12 protein-coding genes and 1 pseudogene are annotated in these 17,794 nt (G+C 71.1%); 6 read left to right on the top strand and 7 right to left on the bottom strand.

Annotated features, from left to right (window positions below):
- Position 1: 1 nt before the first annotated feature.
- The 3 genes and pseudogenes from ABZ896_RS01795 to ABZ896_RS01785 all read right to left on the bottom strand — a co-directional run.
- Positions 2 to 643, bottom strand: coding sequence for an XRE family transcriptional regulator (locus ABZ896_RS01795; protein ID WP_360920242.1), 642 nt, complete (start codon positions 641 to 643; stop codon positions 2 to 4).
- Between the two features lie 451 nt (positions 644 to 1,094).
- The gene (locus tag ABZ896_RS01790; protein ID WP_360920239.1) at positions 1,095 to 2,330 is read right to left on the bottom strand and encodes an MAB_1171c family putative transporter; all 1,236 of its coding nucleotides are present in this window, start codon (positions 2,328 to 2,330) and stop codon (positions 1,095 to 1,097) included.
- Positions 2,331 to 2,428: 98 nt separating this feature from the next.
- Positions 2,429 to 3,019: pseudogene (locus ABZ896_RS01785) on the bottom strand (toxin-antitoxin system, toxin component family protein); the annotation flags it as partial.
- Positions 3,020 to 3,199: 180 nt separating this feature from the next.
- Here ABZ896_RS01785 and ABZ896_RS01780 point away from each other — a divergent pair.
- Genes ABZ896_RS01780 through ABZ896_RS01760 form a run of 5 tightly spaced genes read left to right on the top strand, consistent with a single transcriptional unit; the run spans position 3,200 to position 8,959 of the window.
- Positions 3,200 to 4,555 (top strand): extracellular solute-binding protein, encoded by a 1,356-nt coding sequence (locus tag ABZ896_RS01780; RefSeq protein ID WP_360920236.1) that lies wholly within the window; start codon positions 3,200 to 3,202, stop codon positions 4,553 to 4,555.
- Complete coding sequence (locus ABZ896_RS01775; RefSeq protein ID WP_360920233.1) at positions 4,552 to 5,493, top strand: sugar ABC transporter permease; 942 nt, start codon at positions 4,552 to 4,554, stop codon at positions 5,491 to 5,493. The genes ABZ896_RS01780 and ABZ896_RS01775 overlap by 4 nt, the downstream gene beginning before the upstream one ends.
- A complete protein-coding gene (locus ABZ896_RS01770) occupies positions 5,490 to 6,323 on the top strand; it encodes a carbohydrate ABC transporter permease (RefSeq protein ID WP_360920230.1) in 834 nt (277 codons plus the stop codon). The genes ABZ896_RS01775 and ABZ896_RS01770 overlap by 4 nt, the downstream gene beginning before the upstream one ends.
- A 14-nt stretch (positions 6,324 to 6,337) precedes the next feature.
- Positions 6,338 to 7,420 carry an arabinan endo-1,5-alpha-L-arabinosidase gene (locus tag ABZ896_RS01765; RefSeq protein WP_360920227.1) on the top strand — a complete coding sequence of 361 codons (1,083 nt, stop codon included), beginning with the start codon at positions 6,338 to 6,340 and terminating at the stop codon, positions 7,418 to 7,420.
- A gap of 21 nt (positions 7,421 to 7,441) precedes the next feature.
- Positions 7,442 to 8,959 (top strand): alpha-N-arabinofuranosidase, encoded by a 1,518-nt coding sequence (locus ABZ896_RS01760; RefSeq protein WP_360920224.1) that lies wholly within the window; start codon positions 7,442 to 7,444, stop codon positions 8,957 to 8,959.
- Between the two features lie 21 nt (positions 8,960 to 8,980).
- Here the strand turns inward: ABZ896_RS01760 and ABZ896_RS01755 are convergent, their stop codons facing one another.
- Together ABZ896_RS01755 and ABZ896_RS01750 are read right to left on the bottom strand one after the other, a co-directional pair.
- On the bottom strand, positions 8,981 to 10,858 hold the full coding sequence (locus tag ABZ896_RS01755) for an endo alpha-1,4 polygalactosaminidase (RefSeq protein WP_360920222.1): 1,878 nt from the start codon (positions 10,856 to 10,858) through the stop codon (positions 8,981 to 8,983).
- Positions 10,859 to 10,933: 75 nt separating this feature from the next.
- Positions 10,934 to 13,936, bottom strand: a complete 3,003-nt coding sequence (locus tag ABZ896_RS01750) for a beta-galactosidase (RefSeq protein WP_360920219.1) — start codon at positions 13,934 to 13,936, stop codon at positions 10,934 to 10,936.
- A gap of 108 nt (positions 13,937 to 14,044) precedes the next feature.
- Here ABZ896_RS01750 and ABZ896_RS01745 point away from each other — a divergent pair, with 108 nt between their 5' ends.
- Positions 14,045 to 14,503 (top strand): Rrf2 family transcriptional regulator, encoded by a 459-nt coding sequence (locus ABZ896_RS01745; protein WP_360920216.1) that lies wholly within the window; start codon positions 14,045 to 14,047, stop codon positions 14,501 to 14,503.
- Between the two features lie 6 nt (positions 14,504 to 14,509).
- Here ABZ896_RS01745 and ABZ896_RS01740 read toward each other — a convergent pair whose 3' ends face one another.
- Together ABZ896_RS01740 and ABZ896_RS01735 are read right to left on the bottom strand one after the other, a co-directional pair.
- Positions 14,510 to 17,146 (bottom strand): tetratricopeptide repeat protein, encoded by a 2,637-nt coding sequence (locus ABZ896_RS01740; RefSeq protein ID WP_360920213.1) that lies wholly within the window; start codon positions 17,144 to 17,146, stop codon positions 14,510 to 14,512.
- The gene (locus tag ABZ896_RS01735) at positions 17,143 to 17,592 is read right to left on the bottom strand and encodes a hypothetical protein (RefSeq protein ID WP_360920210.1); all 450 of its coding nucleotides are present in this window, start codon (positions 17,590 to 17,592) and stop codon (positions 17,143 to 17,145) included. Before ABZ896_RS01735 ends, ABZ896_RS01740 begins: the two co-directional genes overlap by 4 nt.
- Positions 17,593 to 17,794: the final 202 nt, after the last annotated feature.

The following is a 17,794-nucleotide window of genomic DNA, read 5'->3' as shown; positions in this document are numbered from 1 at the left end:
ATCAGACAACGATGTCGTGATGCCCGTGAACGTTCACGTGAACGTTGCCGACGAGTATTGACCCCTCGTCCCCCGTCTGCCGTTCCGTGATCATCTCGGCCCATTCGGCGAGGGCCTGGAGTTTGCGGGGGGACATGTGGGGGGCCCGGCGGGCCAGGCGGTAGAAGGCCGGGGTGCGTAGGGCTGCCAAGGGGTCCGCCTTCGCCTCGTACTCCTGGAGCACCGGCTGCAGCGCCGCGAGCAGCGCCTCCGCGTCGTCCGCCGTGAAGAACCCGGCCGGCAGGTCGAAGTGACGGCGGATCCGGTCCGCGTGCTCCAGACTCGGCAACCCGCTGGTCCGCCACTCGCTCAACCACTGCCGACTGGTCCCCGCGATCCGCGCCAGCTCGTCCAGCGAGTGCCGCTTGCCGTCCGGCCGGCGCCGGGTGTCGCGTACGAAATCCAGCCGTTGTCGCACCCGTTCGCTCAGAGTCGTCGCCGGCACGCTCTCACCCGCCAGCAGCGCGACGACCGACGCGACGGGAACGCCGGTGCGGTACGACAGCGCGGCCACGTCCAGCTCCTCGGACAGCCGGCCCGGCCGACCGGTCAGCTCCTCCAGGCGCTCGCGCACCTCGGCCAGCGAAGCATGGGCGTCAATCACCGGGCGAGAGTACCGAGTCCGGCGGGGCCCGAGCCAGTGCCCGACCCCACCTGATGCAGCTATAGCTGCGATTTATCGCAGGGATAGTTGACACCCGTGGTGGCGGAGGGAAATGATCGCCGTACGGCTTCCGGTCGCGCGCCAGCCTCTCGACGCGACCGGATCCGGTCGAGGCCGGCCCCCGACGGGGGCGGCGAGCACCGCACCCGCTCGCCGACGCGGGGGCCGCCTCGGCCCGCACGGGCTGTTCCGGACGTCACCATGGGGGAGCGACGCCCGGACTCCCGCCGGCTTCCCTGCGCACCAGACATCCCCGGCCAAAGAGGCGATCTGGGTGGTCTGGAAGTTACCAGTGGTAGATACCGTTGGTAACCGGGACATCCGCACCAATCAACCCCTCACGCACCAGGCCAACGGCGAACCGGCACCCCGCGAGCCCCGGCGGGCCGCCTCACCCCGCAGCCGCCACCCCGTCCGCCATGGCCTCCGCCCTCGCCCGTACCGCCCGCACGTCGTCCCCCTGCCGCAGTGCCCGGGACGTCGCCCCGATCTCCCGCAGGAGGTCCGTCGTGTCGGGGCCCTCGCTGTCGTCGGCCTCGGGCTCCGGGGCCCGCTCCCTCGTCTCCACCGCGTCCAGGATGGTCACCGCCGCGGCCAGCGCCCGCGCCCGGTCCGGTGCGAAGCCGAGGTCGAGCGCGGCGTCGTACGAACGCCGGCGCAGATCCCTGTCGGCGAACCGGATCAGCGGCAGCAGCGTGTCCCGGATGAACGTCTCCCGCCGCACCAGGCGCAGTTCGGGCGTGGCGCGCAGCGCGAAGGACGCCCCGCCGCCGCTCACGGTCCGCATCAGCAGGTACAGCGGCCGCAGTTCGCGATGGGCGAGCCGGACCCGCCAGCGGTCGCGCAGATACTGGCCGGCGTGCGGAAGGATGAAGCCGACCGCCACCAGGATCGCGGCAAGGCAGGCGATCGGCGGCGCGACGGCCGTGCTCAGCCAGTCCAGGTCCCGGTCGTTCCAACGGGCCACCAGCGCTGTGAGTTTGGCCGCGTCGAAGACCAACTGCAGTGCGTAGCCCACGCCCAGGAACTTCAGCCCCCAGCGCAGCCACGCGTCCAGCCCGTCGGTGCGGATCCAGTTCCAGATCAGCCAGTTGGTGATGAGGCTGGAGTTGGTGTGCGCGAGCAGGTAGAGCAGGATCAGCTCGCGCATGTACGGCGTGTTGGCGTAGTACGTGTCGATGTCCCGCAGCCGCTCGACCGGCACGTCCGCGAGCGCGAACAGCACCCACAGCGCGGCGATCACCCCGGCGTACCCGGCGACGACCAGACGCATCGCCCGACGGGTGCGCGCCGAGCGGTCGGAGGGGCCGTTGCGCCAGGTGATGATCAGCAGCAGACAGGCCCCGCCGAACGCGGTGAGCAGCGAGTACACCCACGGCGCCGAGATGTTCGGCACGCCGGTGAGCCGGTTGACGCGGGCGATCGTCGACGGCGCGACGAACACGAAGACCGCGAGGGCGAGCAGCAGCAGCCCGCCGACCGCCCGCAGCATCGGGTCCTTCCACAGCCGGATGATGCTGGGCAGCTTGAGCGCGAGCGCGGCGGCGAGGATGCCGGCCGGGATCCACCAGAACGACGGGTAGAACTCGTTCACGAACTCGGCCGGGGTCAGGGCGAGGAAGGTCATCGCGGTGCCGCGCCCCCGCGCCCGCCATGCCCCGGTGCCGCGCCCCCGCGCCCGCCATGCCCCGGTGCCGGGCCTCCGCGCCCCCGATAACCGGCTGCCGCGCCCCCACGCCCGCGATAACCGAGCGACCGCTGTACGGGGTCCAGGGGCGCGTCGGTGCCGCCGCCCCCGGCGAGCAGGGGCCGGAAGGCCGCCGCGAGCCGGTGTCCGAAGTCGTCGGCCTCGGCCTCGTCCGCCTCCCGGGAGCCGTTGCGGGCGGCCACGGTCAGCGCGACGGAGTCCCAGCCGCGCCGGCCGGCCAGCGCGGTCGCCGCAGCCGAGTGATGGTGGGCGTGGCCCGCGTGCAGATGCCACAACTCATGGCCCAGGATGACCAGTTGCTGGATCTCCTCGGCCCGTTCCTCGACGATGACGAGGTCGAAGTCCTGGAACTCCACCCACAGTCCGGTGACCGCGATCTCGTCGGGGAAGCGCTCGAAGCGCAGTTCGACGGGGCGGCCGCCACGGCGTGCGCTCATCGCCCGGCACAGGGCCCGGCACAGCTCGGGCACGTCGGCCGGGGGGCGGGCTCCGGTCCGGAGGGCGGCGGTGAGGTCACCGACCAGTTCGCGCATGGCCGAGGTCGCACGGGTGCGCCGTAGCGCCGAGGCGATCCGGGCCGCACTCCTGCGCGCGCCCGCGATGTCCATCCCACCCCCTGACTCGCCCCGCCACCGCAGGGCGGGCCGTTCGAGACTACGCGTCGGGGGCTCGAATGTCTGCGCCCCCCATTGACTAGAAAGCGCTTGCACCTTACGGTCCCGTTCGAAGTTACGAGCGTAATCCGAAATGTCGAACAGTCGCACACTCTCGACCAGTAAGGGCAGGGCATGGGACGACCTGACCTGGACCGCAGACACTTCCTCGCCGCGGCGGGCGGGCTCACCGTCGCCGCGAGCTTCGGCTTCGCCGCCCTCGGCACCGGCGCCGACGCGCTCGCCTCCGGCGCGGACACCCGGGTGCGCTACTGGAACCTCTTCAGCGGCGGCGACGGCTCCAACATGATCGCGATGCTGGACGCCTTCCGAAAGGCCCACCCCGGCATCGACGTGAAGGACTCCACCCTCCAGTGGGGCAACCCGTTCTACACCAAGCTCGCCATGGCGGCCGCGGGCAACCGCGCACCCGACCTCGGCGTGATGCACATGGGCCGGGTCACCGGCTTCGCACCGGGCCGCCTCCTGGACGCCTGGGACGTCGGCCTGCTCGCGAAGTACGGCGTCCGCGAGCAGGACTACAACCCGGCGCTCTGGCGGCGCGGGGTCATCGACGGGAAGCTCTACGCCCTGCCGCTCGACATCCACGTCCAGCTCTGCTTCTACCGCAAGGACGTGCTGAGGAAGGCGGGGCTGCTCGGCGCCGACGACCGGATCGTGCCGGTCACCTCCGTCGACGACTGGTTCGGCCTGCTCAAGGAGGCCAAGGGGGCCACCAAGAAGGGGCTCCAGACCATCGGCCTGTGGGTCAACGACCAGAACTTCCAGTGGTGGTTCTTCGTCGCCTTCTACACCCAGCTCGGCGGCACCTGGTTCAGCGCCGACGCCACCGAGGTCACCTTCGACACCGACAAGGCCACCCAGGTCCTGGAGTTCCTGCGCCGGCACGTCACCGAGGGGTACACCGACCCGGCCCTGGGGTCCGTAGGCGCCGAACAGTTCATCAACGGCGCCCCCTTCGCCTGGGAGGGCAACTGGTCGGTGCCGGTCTACTCGGGAGCGAAGCTCGACTACGGCGCCATCCCGCTGCCGCCCGTCTTCGGCAAGCAGGCCACCCACGCCGAGTCGCACTCCTTCGTGCTGCCCCACCAGTCCGGCCGGGGCGGCGCCACCAACGAGGCCGCCCACCAGCTCGCCGCCTACGTCGTCACGCACGCCCAGCAGTGGGCGGCCGGCGGTCACATCCCCGCCTACACACCCACGCTCTCGACGCCGGCGTACAAGAAGCTCTACCCGCAGAACGAGTACGCCTCGGCCATGGACCACCAGGCCACCGAGCCGAAGATGTGGTTCGCGGGCTCCACCGGGATCCTCGCCCAGCGCGTCGGCCCGATCGTCGTCTCCTCGACGCTGGGCTCCGCCAAGCCGGACGTCGTGGCCCGCCGGATGAAGGGCGAGCTCACCACGCTGCTCGCGATGAAGAACCCCATGGACGGACGGACCGCAGCGCAGGGAGGTACGGCCGCATGACGACCAGCGCCGAGACCGTCTTCACCCCGGCCCGCGCCAGGACCGCCGCCGCGACCGCCACCCTCCGCCGCAAGCAGGGCTTCCAGCACGGCGGCTGGTTCGTCGCGCCGTTCCTCGTGCTCTTCACCCTCTTCGTGATCTGGCCGTTGCTGCGGGGCGTCTACCTCAGCTTCACCGACGCCAACATCACCGGCGACGGCGAGAGCTTCATCGGCCTCGACAACTACCGCGAGGCGCTCAAGGACCCCCTGATGTGGGACGCGCTCGGCCACAGCGCGTACTTCACGCTGCTGGTCGTCCCCTGCATCACGGTCCTCGCCTTCCTCCTCGCGATGCTCGCCCACCACATCGAACGCGGGAAATGGCTGTGGCGTCTGTGCTTCTTCGCGCCCTTCCTGCTGCCCTCCACCGTCGCGGGCAACCTGTGGCAGTGGCTGTTCAACCCCGGCACGGGCATGGTCAACCACGTCTTCGGCATCGGGACACCGTGGCTGACCGACAAGTCGTACGCGATGCTCGCCGTCGTCATCACCACCCTGTGGTGGACCGTCGGCTTCAGCTTCCTGCTCTACCTCGCCGCCCTCCAGTCCATCCCCGAACACCTCTACGAGGCCGCCAAGTTGGACGGCGCCAACGCCTGGCACCGCGCGGTCCACATCACCCTGCCGATGCTGCGTCACATCACCGGCCTGGTGATCGCCCTCCAGATCCTCGCCTCGCTCCAGGTCTTCGACCAGGCCGTCGTGATGATGGACTTCGGCCCGGGCCCGGAGAACTCCACCCGCACCTTCGTGCAGTACACCCTCGAAGAGGGCTTCACCAGCTACCGCGTGGGCTACGCCTCCGCGATCTCCGTCATCTTCTTCGTGATCATCGCGGCCGTCGCCCTCGCCCGGATGTGGCTGCTGCGCACCCGTGAGGAGGGCGCCGCCCGATGACGACCAAAGCATGGACCCCCAGCCAGATCATCCTCACCCTCCTCGCCACCGCCGTCTCGGTGGTGTTCCTCGCGCCGTTCGCCTGGGGCCTGTTCACCTCCCTCAAGTCGGAGACCGAGGCGGTGGAGGTACCCCCGCACTGGCTTCCCGAGGACTGGACGGGCCAGGCGTGGAAGGCCCTCTTCGAGACCGGCAACATCACGAACTGGTTCGTCAACTCCCTTGTCGTGTCGGTCTGCGTGACCTCCGTGGTGCTGTTCGTGAGCGCGCTGGCCGGATACGGCTTCGCCCGAACGGAGTTCAGGGGCAAGGGAGTTCTGATGGCCGTCGTCATGGCGGGCCTGATGATCTCGCCGGCGGTCCTCGGCGTGCCGCTGTTCACCACGGTCCAGCAGATGGGGATGGTCGACACGTACTGGGGCATGATCCTGCCGCAGTGCGCGCCCGCCGCGATGGTCTACATCCTCTACAAGTTCTTCCAGGGCGTCCCGCGCGAGCTGGAGGAGGCCGCGTTCATCGACGGCGCGGGCCGCTGGCGGGTCTTCTTCACGATCGTCGTCCCGCTCGCGAGGCCGTCGCTCGCGGCGGTCGGCATCTTCACCTTCATCGCGTCCTGGAACAACTTCCTGTGGCCGTACATGGTGACCAACAACCCCGACCTGATGACCATGCCGAACGGCATCGCGACCGTCATGAACTCCTACGGCATCCAGTGGGCCCAGCTCATGGCCGGCGGTCTGATGGCGGGCCTGCCGCTGATCATCGTGTTCGTCTTCTTCCAACGGCAGATCGTGGCGGGCGTGGCCCACACGGGCCTGGCCGGCCAGTGAGGGGGCCCGAGTCGATGAACCTGAGACCGCCGACCCGTCTGCCGCGTCGAGCGGGCCTTCGCGCGCCCGCCGACCGGGACGCGGCGCCCGCCCGCGGCATCCGCCCACCCTCCGCCCCGGCGCGGACGGTGTCGCTCGCCAGGCTCTCGGTGACCCTGCTGGCCGCCGTCCTCGTTGCCCTCCTGCCGGCCTCGGCCCGCGCGGACACCACCTACCCCGACCCCCTCCCGATCACCGGCCAGCAGATCATCCACGACCCGACCGTCCTCCAGCTCAAGTCCGGGCAGTACGTGGCCTATTCGACCGGCGGTGTGATCGGCGCTCGCCTCTCGATAGACCTGCGGCACTGGGACGACGCGGGCAACGCCTTCGCCCAGCCGCCGAGTTGGTGGTACGAGTACAACGCCACGGGCGATCCCTGGGCGCCGGACCTCTCCTACCGCGCTGGCCGCTACTGGCTCTACTACGCCGTCTCCTCCTGGGGCACCAACCACTCCGCGATCGGCGTGGCCACCTCCCGCACCGGCCTGCCCGGCAGCTGGACCGACCACGGCAAGGTCCTCACCTCCGAGACGACCGACTCCTGGAACGCCATCGACCCGGCGGTCGTCCGCGCCGACGGCAGGCTGTGGATGTCCTTCGGCTCGTACTGGACGGGCATCCGCATGGTCGAGCTGGACCCGGCCACGGGAAAGGCCCTTCCGGCGGCGCAGGTCCACCACCTGGCCACCCGCCCGGACGCCCCGTACGCCGTCGAGGGCCCGTACATCGTCCGGCACGGCCGCTACTACTACCTCTTCGCGTCCTACGACACCTGTTGTGCGGGAACGAACTCCACGTACAAGATCAGAGTGGGCCGATCGACGGCGATCACCGGCCCGTACGTCGACAGTGCGGGCAAGCCGCTTCTGGAGGGCGGCGGCGACCTGTTGCTGGCCGGACACGGGAGGTACATCGGCACGGGAGGCGAGTCGGTCTTCCGGACCCGGGGCCAGGACTGGCTGGCCTACCACTACTACGACGCAGAGGACAACGGCACACCGAAGCTGGGGCTGAACCGCCTCGGGTGGGTCCATGACTGGCTTGTTGTCAAGTAATTCCGTTTCCGAAAGGTCCCCATGAGCAAGACCACCGCCCGCTTCACCCTCGACCCCGCCTTCACCGTCGGCGAAGTCAACCCCCGCCTGTTCGGCTCCTTCGTGGAACACCTAGGCCGCTGCGTCTACACCGGCATCTTCGAACCCGGCCACCCCACCGCGGACGCGGACGGCATCCGCCAGGACGTCCTCGACCTCGTCCGCGAACTCGGTGTCACCGCCCTCCGCTACCCCGGCGGCAACTTCGTCTCCGGCTACAAGTGGGAGGACTCCGTCGGCCCCGTCGAGGACCGTCCCCGCCGCCTCGACCTCGCCTGGCGCTCCACCGAGACCAACCGCTTCGGCCTCTCCGAGTACATCGCCTTCCTGAAGAAGGTCGGCCCCCAGGCCGAACCCATGATGGCCCTCAACCTCGGCACGAGGGGCGTCGCCGAGGCCCTCGAACTCCAGGAGTACGCCAACCACCCGGAGGGCACCGCGCTCTCCGACCTCCGCGTCTCCCACGGCGACAAGGACCCCTTCGGCATCAGGCTGTGGTGCCTCGGCAACGAGATGGACGGCCCCTGGCAGACCGGCCACAAGACCGCCCAGGAGTACGGCCGGATCGCCGCCGAGACGGCCCGCGCGATGCGCCAGATCGACCCGGACGTCGAACTCGTCGCCTGCGGTTCCTCCAGCCAGTCCATGGCGACCTTCGCCGCCTGGGAGGCGACGGTCCTGGAGGAGACGTACGACCTCGTCGACCACATCTCGCTGCACGCCTACTACCAGCCCGAGGACGGCGACCTCGACTCCTTCCTGGCGTCCGCCGTCGACATGGAGTCCTTCATCGAGAACGTGGTCGCCACCGCCGACCACATCGGCGCGAAGCTCAAGTCGAAGAAGAAGATCAACCTCTCCTTCGACGAGTGGAACGTCTGGTACATCTCGCGGTGGCACGCGATCGAGAACTCCGGCGCCCGGGACTGGGCGGAGGCCCCGCGCCTGCTGGAGGACAACTACAGCGTCACCGACGCCGTCGTCTTCGGCTCGCTCCTCATCGCGCTGCTGCGGCACGCCGACCGCGTCACCGTCGCCTGCCTCGCCCAGCTGGTCAATGTGATCGCCCCGATCATGACCGAGCCCGGCGGCCCGGCCTGGCGCCAGACGACGTTCTTCCCGTTCGCCCAGGCCTCGAAGTACGGCCGCGGCCAGGTCCTCGACGTACGGGTCGACTCGCCGACGTACGAGACGAAGAAGTACGGCGAGGCCGACCTGCTGCACGCCACCGCCGTGCGCGCCGAGGACGGCACCGTGACCGTCTTCGCCGTCAACCGCGGCCGGACCGAGGCGCTGCCGCTGGAGGTCGCCCTGAGCGGCCTGGGTCTGACGGAGGTCGTCGAGCACAGCGCGCTCGCGGACGCCGACCCGGACGCCCGCAACACCCTCGACGAGCCCGAGCGGGTCGCCCCGCACGCGGTCGAGGGCACCGCGCTGCGGGACGGCACCCTGACCGCCGTACTGGAGCCGCTGTCCTGGAACGTGATCAGGCTCGGCTGAACAGGGAAGTTCCCGAGGGCGTCAGCAGGTCTTCCGCAGGAAGCCGCTCGCACCCTCGGGCACCACCTGGTCGTCCCGGCGGACGATGCTGAGCGTGCTGCTCCAGGTGGCGCACGCCTGGGTCATGCCCTGCTCGGTGTACTCCACCACGAAGACGTTGTCGTCGAAGGCGTCGGCGAAGGCGCCGCACTCGTCGTACTGGCCGCACTCCTCCACGATGGCGAAGTCCAGGCCCACGGCCTTGCGGTCGGAGACCAGTTCGACGGTGTTCTTCTGGGCGATGGCCAGGCCCTTGGCGTGCGCGTGCGCCGACAGCTGCTTCATCAGGGCCTCGGCCTGGTCGGCCTTGAGGTAGGCCGGGAAGCGCGTGAAGCTGTCGTAGTTGTCGGGCTCGACGGCCTTGTAGCCCTCCTTCGCGCAACTGTCGATGAAGCCGTTCAGCCTGGTCGCGATGCGCTGGCGTTTGGCGGCCGTCCGGATGTCCAGGACGGCCTCGTTCCAGTCCTTGTCGTAGACGACCTTCCCGGCGCCGTCGCGCAGCAGCAGGTCGGGGTCCCAGTCGCTCTCCTCGCCCGACTCCGCCTGGTAGGCGTTGATGTTGCAGATGTTGTACAGCCCCGGCGCGGGCGCGCTGTCGTAGCCGCGGCTGACCACCTGGACCCCGGCCGCCGGGGGATAGGCGCCGCCGATCTGGTAGTCCCACGCCACGTGCTTGGGCGGCAGCGTCACGGTGGCGGCGGACTCGCTCGGCGCGGGGGCCGCGGCGCCCGTGGACGTGTCCGTCGGGGACGGAGTGGTCGACGCGCTGGTCTCCGACGTCGACGTCACGGTTCTCAGCGCCACGACGGCCGCCCCCGTGACGGCCAGGACCGCGACGATGCCGAGCAGGACCCGCCGGCGCCCACGCCCGCCGCGAGCGGCCCGGCGCCGGTTCGTCACCAGCTCCGTCCCGTCGGTGACCGCGGCCGGCGGACGCGGGCCCGAGCGCGAGCGGGGGTGACTGGTCTCCGCGGAGCGGGCCGCCGCCAGCGCGGCCCGTACGGCCTGCGCGACCGCCGAGTCCTCCGCCCCGTCCGCTCCCTCCGCCGGGTCCGTGTCCGGCAGCGCCCGCAGCAGCTCGCGCAGTTCGGCGAGGTCCGGCCGGGCCGCCGGGTCCTTGTCCAGGCAGCGCGCGGCGATGCTCCGCAGCGGCTCGGCGACCCCGTCCAGCGCCGGCCGCTCGTACATCACCTGGTAGCCGGTGAGATAGGGGCTGCTGCCGTCGAACGGGCGGTTGCCGGTGGCCGCGAAGACCAGCACGGACCCCAGCGAGAAGATGTCCGAGGCCGCGGTGACGTCGCGCGAGGAGGCGAACTGCTCCGGCGACATGAAGGACGGGGTGCCGATCAGCCGGCCGGTGACGGTGAGCGCCTCGTTGTCGACGGCGTAGGAGATACCGAAGTCGATGACGCGGGGACCGTCCTCGGCCATCAGGACGTTGCTCGGCTTCAGGTCCCGGTGCACCATGCCGACCCGGTGGATGTCCCGCAGCGCCTCGACGAGCCCCAGCGCGAGCACCCTGAGCTTGCGCCCCCGCATCGGGCCGTCCTCGGCCACCACGTTCGCGAGGGTGCGGCCGGGCACGAACAGCGTGGCCATCCACGGCTGCGGGGCGTCCGGGTCCGCGTCCACCACCGGGGCGGTGAACGCCCCGCTCACCCGGCGGGCCGCCGCGACCTCCTGGCGGAAACGGGTGCGGAACTCCTCGTCCAGCGCGTACGCCGGATGTACGAGCTTGACCGCGACCTGCCGCCCGGAGTCCGAGAGACCGAGGTAGACGACACCCATGCCACCGCTACCGAGCCGGTCGGTCAGCGTGTAACCGCCGATCGACTCCGGATCGCCGGGGCTCAGCGACATCGTGGGTCACCCTTCGCCAGTGCCGGTACCAGTGCCGGTATTCGAAAAGCCGTTTCGAAAAGCTGTGCTGGAAGGTCAGGCTAGCGGAGTCGGGGAGTCCACCCGCGCGACCGGTAGGCCTCCGGCCACCGCCCCCAGCAGGGTCAGCCGCACGTCCCCCGGCCCGGACTCCGTCGTCCCGTCGGCCAGGACCGCGAGGGCGAGGACATTGCTCCCACGGGTGCGCAGAATGCCGCCCGGAAGGGCGAAGGTGTGCTGCGGCCCGACGTCGTTGATGTACTGGCCCATGTTCCAGCCGTTGAGGAAGATCTGGACGCGGTAGGCGCGCTCCGGGTCGTCGTCGAGGGTGAGGCCGATGGAGGCGTCGGTGTCCGCGGCGACGGCGAGCCGGAAGGTGGTCCGGTACCAGATGACCCCCTGGCGCCGGTCGGCGCGCGGCAGGTCGACGGGCTCCCAGCCCTTCTCGGCGAAGTCGGGCAGATGCCAGCCCTTGCGCTCGCCGTACAGGCCGCCGTTGTTGAGCGGTCCGCGCACCGGGTCGGGTGCGATTTCGCCCCGGATACGCCAATTCGCCTTCGGGGAGGCGCCCTTGAAGGAGACCGCGGTCAACCCCCGGGCCACCTTGTGGGAGTCGGCGGCCGCGCCGTCCATGTCGTGCGCCATCCGTCGCACGAGCACGGACAGGATCCGCGGGGAAACTCCGGAGAAATTGTGTCGCCCGGGCGTGTCGAACGTGGCCGTCGCCGCCCAACTCCCCTTGCGTACCGTGCTCTTGTCGGGCACCGGCATCCGGTGCGTGCCCAGCGGCTCACCGTCCAGCCAGGCCATCAGCAGGCCCTGGGTGCCGGTGCTGTAGGACAGCGACACCGACGTCAGGTCCGCCGCGTCCGTGAGCCGGGCCCGGTACCAGACGTCGCCGTAGTGGTAGCCGTAGTCGTCGGCGAACAGCACGGGCTGCCCCTGCGGGGCCGGGGTGATGCTGTACGTCGTCGTGCGGTCCGCCCTGGTCCAGCCGGAGTCGTCGTAGTCCGGGGCGATCTCCGGGTTCTCCGTACGGCGCCGCCAGCCGCCCAGCGCGGGCAGCCGCACCGCGCGGAAGCCGGGCACCGGGAGCTGCCCGGGCACCCCGGACAGCTCGGCGCCGAGGCTGCCGGTGGAGGTGATCAGGGTGCGCAACGGGGTGCCGTTCCAGACGAGTTGGCCGAGGCCCCGCGGCCCCCACACCTCCAGGCCGGTGGCGGTGCTGGTGTCGCCGGTCAGGTGGACGTTCACCCCGTCCAGGGTGGCTCCGCGCACCAGCGAGGGCCCGTACACCAGCATCGAGCCGGTCGGGGTGTCCACCGGGAAGAGCCGCAGCGAGGACGGGTCGTCGGCGAAGAGCATGAGCAGCGGGGTCTCGCTGCCGCCGCCCTCGATCCACACCCGGGTCAGCCCGCCGACACCGATCGGCACGGTGACCCGGAGGACCCCGAGGTCGTAGGTCCAGGCGGGCTCCGCGTCCCCGCGGTGCACCAGCGGTTCCTCCGGGCACTCCAGGAGCACCTGGGCCATCTCGCCGTACGGGCCGGTGAAGACGGCGACGTCCAGGCGGCCCGCCTTGAGGTACATCATGGGCTGCGCGGTGGCGAACTTGAGGCGCCTGCTGCCCAGTTGGAGGTTCGCGGCCAGCAGCCGGGCGTCGTGGGCGGCGACGGTGAACGGCACGTCTATCCCCGCGTCCGGCAGGGTCGTGGTGAGGGGCTTGGCGGTGTCGTTGCGCACCACGTAGACGTGGGAGCCGGTGTCGGGGTTGGTGAGGTGGTAGACCTTCAGCCGCTCGTCGGCGGCCCGGACCGCGTCCGCCCGGTCCAGTTTGGCGAAGTCCGGGACGGTCTGAAGGAGATGGCCGAGCTGGTGGCCGGGGGCGAGCTTCGGCGTCTGGCCGCGGCCCTCGTCCAGGGCCGCCCCGTAGTCGTACGACGTGTAGACCTGCGGCGCGGGCAGCCAGCCCCACGAGGTGCCGCCGAAGGTCATGTAGACGTTGTGCACGGTGATGCCGTTGGCGAGGTTGGTGAGCTGGAAGCGCCGCTCGTAGGCGGCGTCCCGGGTGCGCCGGGCCTCGGCGTACCCCTTGCCGCCGAAGGTGACCCCGCCCCACGCGTCGAACCAGCCGCCGCCGAACTCCGGCAGGAAACCGGGCGTGTGCGGGCTCGCGGTCGCCCCGCCCTTGAGCCCGCCGACCCCGAAGTGCCCCCAGTCCGGCGGCACTTGGGCCGGATCCGGGTAGCCGTCGAAGCCGTACAGCCAACCGTGCTCCTCGCCACCGGTGTTGAAGGACCCCGGTGCCCAGTCGCCGTTCCTGCGCCCGTCGTTGTGGAACAGCGGTACGTCGATCCCGTCGGCCCGCACCTTCTTGTACAGGTGGGACATGTAGTCCCGGCCGAGCGGCTCGTCGGTGAAGGAGTCGTACTCGTTCTCGATCTGGTAGAGCAGGACGGTCCCGGAGCCCTTGGTGAACAGGTGCCTGACGGCGATGGAGTTCACCTGCGTCAGCCACTCGTCGACGTACGACAGATAGGTCGGGTCGGAGGTGCGGGCCCGGCCCTCGGTCGCCGTCAGCCAGCCCGGGAAGCCGCCGCCGTCGACCTCGGCGTTGATGTACGGGCCGGGGCGCAGGATCACGTACAGGCCGGTCTCGGCGGCCGTGCGCAGGAACAGGTCGAGGTCGCGGACACCGGTGAAGTCGTACTGGCCGGGGCCCGGGGAGTGGTAGTTCCAGGCGACGTACACGCTGACCGCGTTGAAGCCGTGGGCGCGCATCTTCTGCAGCACGTCCCGCCACAGCGACGGGCTCGGCAGCCGGAAGGGGTGCATCTCGCCCGACCACAGCACCAGGCGGCGGCCGTCGACCAGCAGGGAGTACTTGTCGTAACCGACCGTGTGGCGCTGCCGGTCGGCGGCCGGGGCGCCCGGCGCGGGGCCGGTGGGCACACTGTGCGAGGCGTAGGCCCGGGTGGTCTCGCCACCGCTGCCGCTGAGCGCGAAGCCGAGCGCCGTGGTGCCGGCGAGGGCGTTGAATGTACGTCTGCTCAGCTCCAAGGGAGCGCCTCCTGGTCGCGCCTGTCCGTCAGCGGTGTGCAGCGGTGTGAGTGGTGTGCTCATTGTGGCGTGGCCATTGTCCCCGGCCGAACGCCGCACAATTGTCGTATGAGGATCTCTGCACGAGCGGACTACGCGGTACGGGCGGTACTGGAGCTTGCCGTGAAGGACGGCGGCGGGCCGGTGAAGGCCGAGGAGATCGCCGCGGTCCAGGGCATTCCGCACAAGTTCCTGGAGGGGATCCTCGGCGACCTCAGGCGCGGCGGGATCGTCGACAGCAGACGGGGCGGGGGCGGCGGTTACCGGCTCGCGCGCGAGGCGACGGCCATCACCGTCGCCGACGTGATCCGCGCGGTCGACGGCCCGATCGTCTCGGTCCGCGGCGAGCGTCCCACCGGCCTGGAGTACACCGGCTCCGCCCAGCCGCTGCTGCCCCTGTGGATCGCCCTGCGCGCCAACGTCCGCAGGATCCTGGAGGGCGTCACCATCGCCGACATCGCGGGGGACGCCCTGCCGGAACCCGTACGGCGGCTGGCTGCGGAGCCCGCGGCCTGGGAGAACCCGTAGGGGCTTTCAGGCGCGCCCGGCCCGGGAGCGCCAGAAGGCGAGGTTGCGGCGGGTGAAGCGGGTGAGCAGGTGCTCGGACCCCAGCACCGCAGCGCACCCGTCCAGGACCTGCTCCAGCTCCGCCACCGCCCTCGCCGGGTCGCCGCCCAGTCCGCGCCAGCAGGCGGCGATGCGGCGGACCGACAGGGTGCCCTCCGCGTCCCTCGGCGCCGCGGACTCGCTCAACAGGAACTCCCACGCCCTCGCCATCCCGTCGGCGTCGTTGTGGAAGTACCACGCGCTGATCGTGGCCTTCATCTGCGACAGCAGTCGTGCGTCGGATTCCCAGTCCCGCTCGTACTCGTCCATCACCTGCCAGTAGGCGCGGTGCCGATGGTGGTCGAGCCGGTCACGGGTGGTCCTGAAGTCCTTGTCGTCGGGTGAGAACACCCGGTGCGCGTACTCCATCGTTAGGTCCAGCTCGGCCAACGCGCCCACCTGGTCGCCGAGTTCGCCGTACGCGAAGGCGAGGTTGCGCCGTACCGCCAGCGTCTCGCGGTGGTCCGCGCCGTACACCCTCGTGAAATCCGCCAGCACCTCCTCCAGCTCTGTCAGGGCCTCGGCCGTCTCGCCGCGATTGATGCGGACGGCCACGAGGTTGTGCCGGGTGAGCAGAGCCTGCTCGCTGTTGCGGCCGAGCACCCGCTTCTGGTCCTCGGCCAGCTCGCGCAGGAGCTTGTCGATCCCCGAGGTGTCGCCCCGGGACACGCGCAGTTGGGCGAGCACCTGTCGGGTGTCCAGCGTGCGGGCGTGGTCGAATCCCAACGCGCGCCGCTGGTCCTTCAGCACCTTCTTGAGTTCGCGCGTCGCGCCGTCGACGTCACCCGCCATCACCCGCAGGTAACCGAGGAGATAGCGGGTGAACAGCGTGTCCTGGTCGTTGCGGCCCAGCACGTGCCGCTGCTCGGCGAGCACGTGCCGGAGTTCCTCCGCGCCGCCGCGATCGCCCGGCGCGGCCGAGGCGTGGGCGAACGCCACCTGGCTGCGGGTCTCCAGGGTCTTGCGGTGGCGGGGCCCCAGCGTCCGGGTCTGCTCCGCCAGCAGCTCTTCGAGCGCGGTGATGTCGTCGCGCACGATCAGGCTGCGTACGGTCAGCAGGTGGCTGTGGATGCTCCGGGTCTCGTGGTGGTCCGCGCCCAGCCGCCGGTGCGCCGTGCCGTGCAGGTACTGGAAGTAGACGGCGGCGGCGTCGAGCAGCCCCGCGTCCTTGAGCGCCGTGCCGGCCCGGATCAGCACCGGGTGCCCGCGGTTGAGCCAGAACTGGTCGTCCGCCCAGCCGCGCAGGGCCATCGCGGCCGCGAAGAACACCTGGTTGCCCACCGGGTCGCCGCCCGCGCCCGGCCACGCTTCCACCAGGGCGTCGCCCGCCGCGCGCTCACCCATGTCGGGCCGGTCCGGCCGCGGCGAGACCCAGTCGTTCGGCATGTTCCGCTCCCGCTCGTCGCGGGCGGCGAGCAGGAGGTACTCCAGGAGCACGCGGCGCATCCACGGGTCCAGCCGGAGCATCCGGTGCGCGTCGATCGTCGCGAGGCCGAAGCGGTGCGCCTGGGCCAGCGCGTCGCGGACGTCGTTGGCGTCGACGGTTCTGCCCTGGACTGCGGTGAGATGGCGCGCGACGGCCGAGGTCCCGAAGAACGTCAGGGGGACGGCACCGCCGTCCACCAGCGCGGCCAGGTCCAGCACCGGACGGATCAGCCCGCTCGCGAGATCGAGCGACAGCGAACAGGCGGCCACCACGTCGATGTGGGCGAAGGAGCCGAAACCCGGCTGCAGCGGCATGTTGGTGCGCGCGAGCGAGCTGTGCCGAGGGATGACCTGCTGGCGGCGGGCCGACCACAGGCGACGGTATGCGGCGTACGTCGTGTCGCGGCTCGCCACGTAGTGCGCGGCGTGCGCCAGCAGCAGGGGGAATCCCGCCAGCTCACCGGCGAGTTCCGCCGCGCCTTCGGTCCGCTGCGGTCGTCCCTCCTGCCGTTCGCGCAGATACGCCACGGCTTCCCGGTCGTCGAACCCGCCCACGACCGCCACGTGCACGTCCTCGCCGAGCGCGTCGACCTTCGCGCTGCGGGTGGTCACCACGGTCCGCCCCGACGCGTGCCGGGGCGGCCACAGGTCACGCAGGTCGCCCGTCGAGGACAGCTCGTCGAGCACGATCAGCCACCGCAGGGGTGTCTCGGCCAGCCACGTCAGGAACCGTCCGACCGCCTCGTCGCCCGTGGCTTCGATGCGCACCGCCTGCGCGGCGGCGAGGTAGCCGAGCCGGATCGCGTCCCGCGAGCCGGCGGTGACCCACACCAGCAGGTCGAGCTCACCGGCCTCCCACAGCCGCTCGGCGTACCCGACGGCGAGCTGGGTCTTGCCCATACCGCTGTATCCGGCGAGCACCACGGCCGGACCCGCGTCCAGGTCCGCCGCGACGGCCCGCTCCCGGAAGCCCTCGGCCCGGGGCGGCACCGCTCCGATCCGCCTGGGCAGGTTCTCCTCCGGCGGCGACGGCGGTGCCGTGAACCGCTGGTGGATGGTGACGATGAAGTCGCGGCCGGCCTCGATGTCGCGAAACCCCAGCGGGGGCGTGGCGGACGGGGCCGGACCGGCCGCTCTCAAGGGTGGGCGGGGGACTCGCCTCCGTCGGCCTCGACGCCCTCGATGACGATGCTGCCGCGTGCCCGCACGCGATCGAGGGAGACGCCCGTCGCGTCGCCCCGCGCCTTCACGTCGACGATCCTGATGAGTTCGGCGTCGACGTCGTCCAGGTGGACGCCGACCGCCCGCGCGGCGGCCGCGTCGTGCTCACGTACGGCCCTGACCACCTCGTGCGCCGCCTCGAGCACCTCGGCGTCCTCGCCGGCCCCCGAGACGGCGAGGCCCTCCCGCAACGACTGCTGCTCCTCCTCCGAGCCGGGCAGCAGCTCCAGCGCGCCGACCTCGATCCCGTGCCGCCGCACGATCAGGTTCCGCAGCCCCAGGTACGCGTCGCGCACGGCCGACTGCGCCTGGTCCTTCAGCCCGGCCAGCGCACCGGCCACCACCGCCGCGACGACGAGCGACACAGGATCCATTGTTCGGACCGCCCCCTCCGTTGCTCCGACACGCGGAACCTATACCCCGCCGCCGTCCGCCCTTCCCACTCCGTGCCGACGTGCACAGGACCGCCACGGACTGTTGGGGAACAGGGCACCGGAAGGGCGCTAAGGCCGCTCTCAGGTTGACGTCCTAAGGTCCCCTCCCGTTGCTCATTCCTACTGACCCGGT

It is taken from the genome of Streptomyces sp. NPDC047072, from assembly GCF_040643855.1.
In the GTDB taxonomy this organism is placed as follows: Bacteria; Actinomycetota; Actinomycetes; order Streptomycetales; family Streptomycetaceae; genus Streptomyces.
Note: the sequence above shows the minus strand (reverse complement) of the source record. Positions and strands in the feature narration are given on the sequence as shown.

What these genes read in the sequence shown, in the direction of transcription:
- ABZ896_RS01790 (WP_360920239.1), bottom strand. Translation starts at nt 2,330, where the DNA reads ATGACCTTCCTCGCCCTGACCCCGGCCGAGTTCGTGAACGAGTTCTAC.
- ABZ896_RS01780 (WP_360920236.1), top strand. Translation starts at nt 3,200, where the DNA reads ATGGGACGACCTGACCTGGACCGCAGACACTTCCTCGCCGCGGCGGGC.
- ABZ896_RS01775 (WP_360920233.1), top strand. Translation starts at nt 4,552, where the DNA reads ATGACGACCAGCGCCGAGACCGTCTTCACCCCGGCCCGCGCCAGGACC.
- ABZ896_RS01770 (WP_360920230.1), top strand. Translation starts at nt 5,490, where the DNA reads ATGACGACCAAAGCATGGACCCCCAGCCAGATCATCCTCACCCTCCTC.
- ABZ896_RS01765 (WP_360920227.1), top strand. Translation starts at nt 6,338, where the DNA reads ATGAACCTGAGACCGCCGACCCGTCTGCCGCGTCGAGCGGGCCTTCGC.
- ABZ896_RS01760 (WP_360920224.1), top strand. Translation starts at nt 7,442, where the DNA reads ATGAGCAAGACCACCGCCCGCTTCACCCTCGACCCCGCCTTCACCGTC.
- ABZ896_RS01755 (WP_360920222.1), bottom strand. Translation starts at nt 10,858, where the DNA reads ATGTCGCTGAGCCCCGGCGATCCGGAGTCGATCGGCGGTTACACGCTG.
- ABZ896_RS01745 (WP_360920216.1), top strand. Translation starts at nt 14,045, where the DNA reads ATGAGGATCTCTGCACGAGCGGACTACGCGGTACGGGCGGTACTGGAG.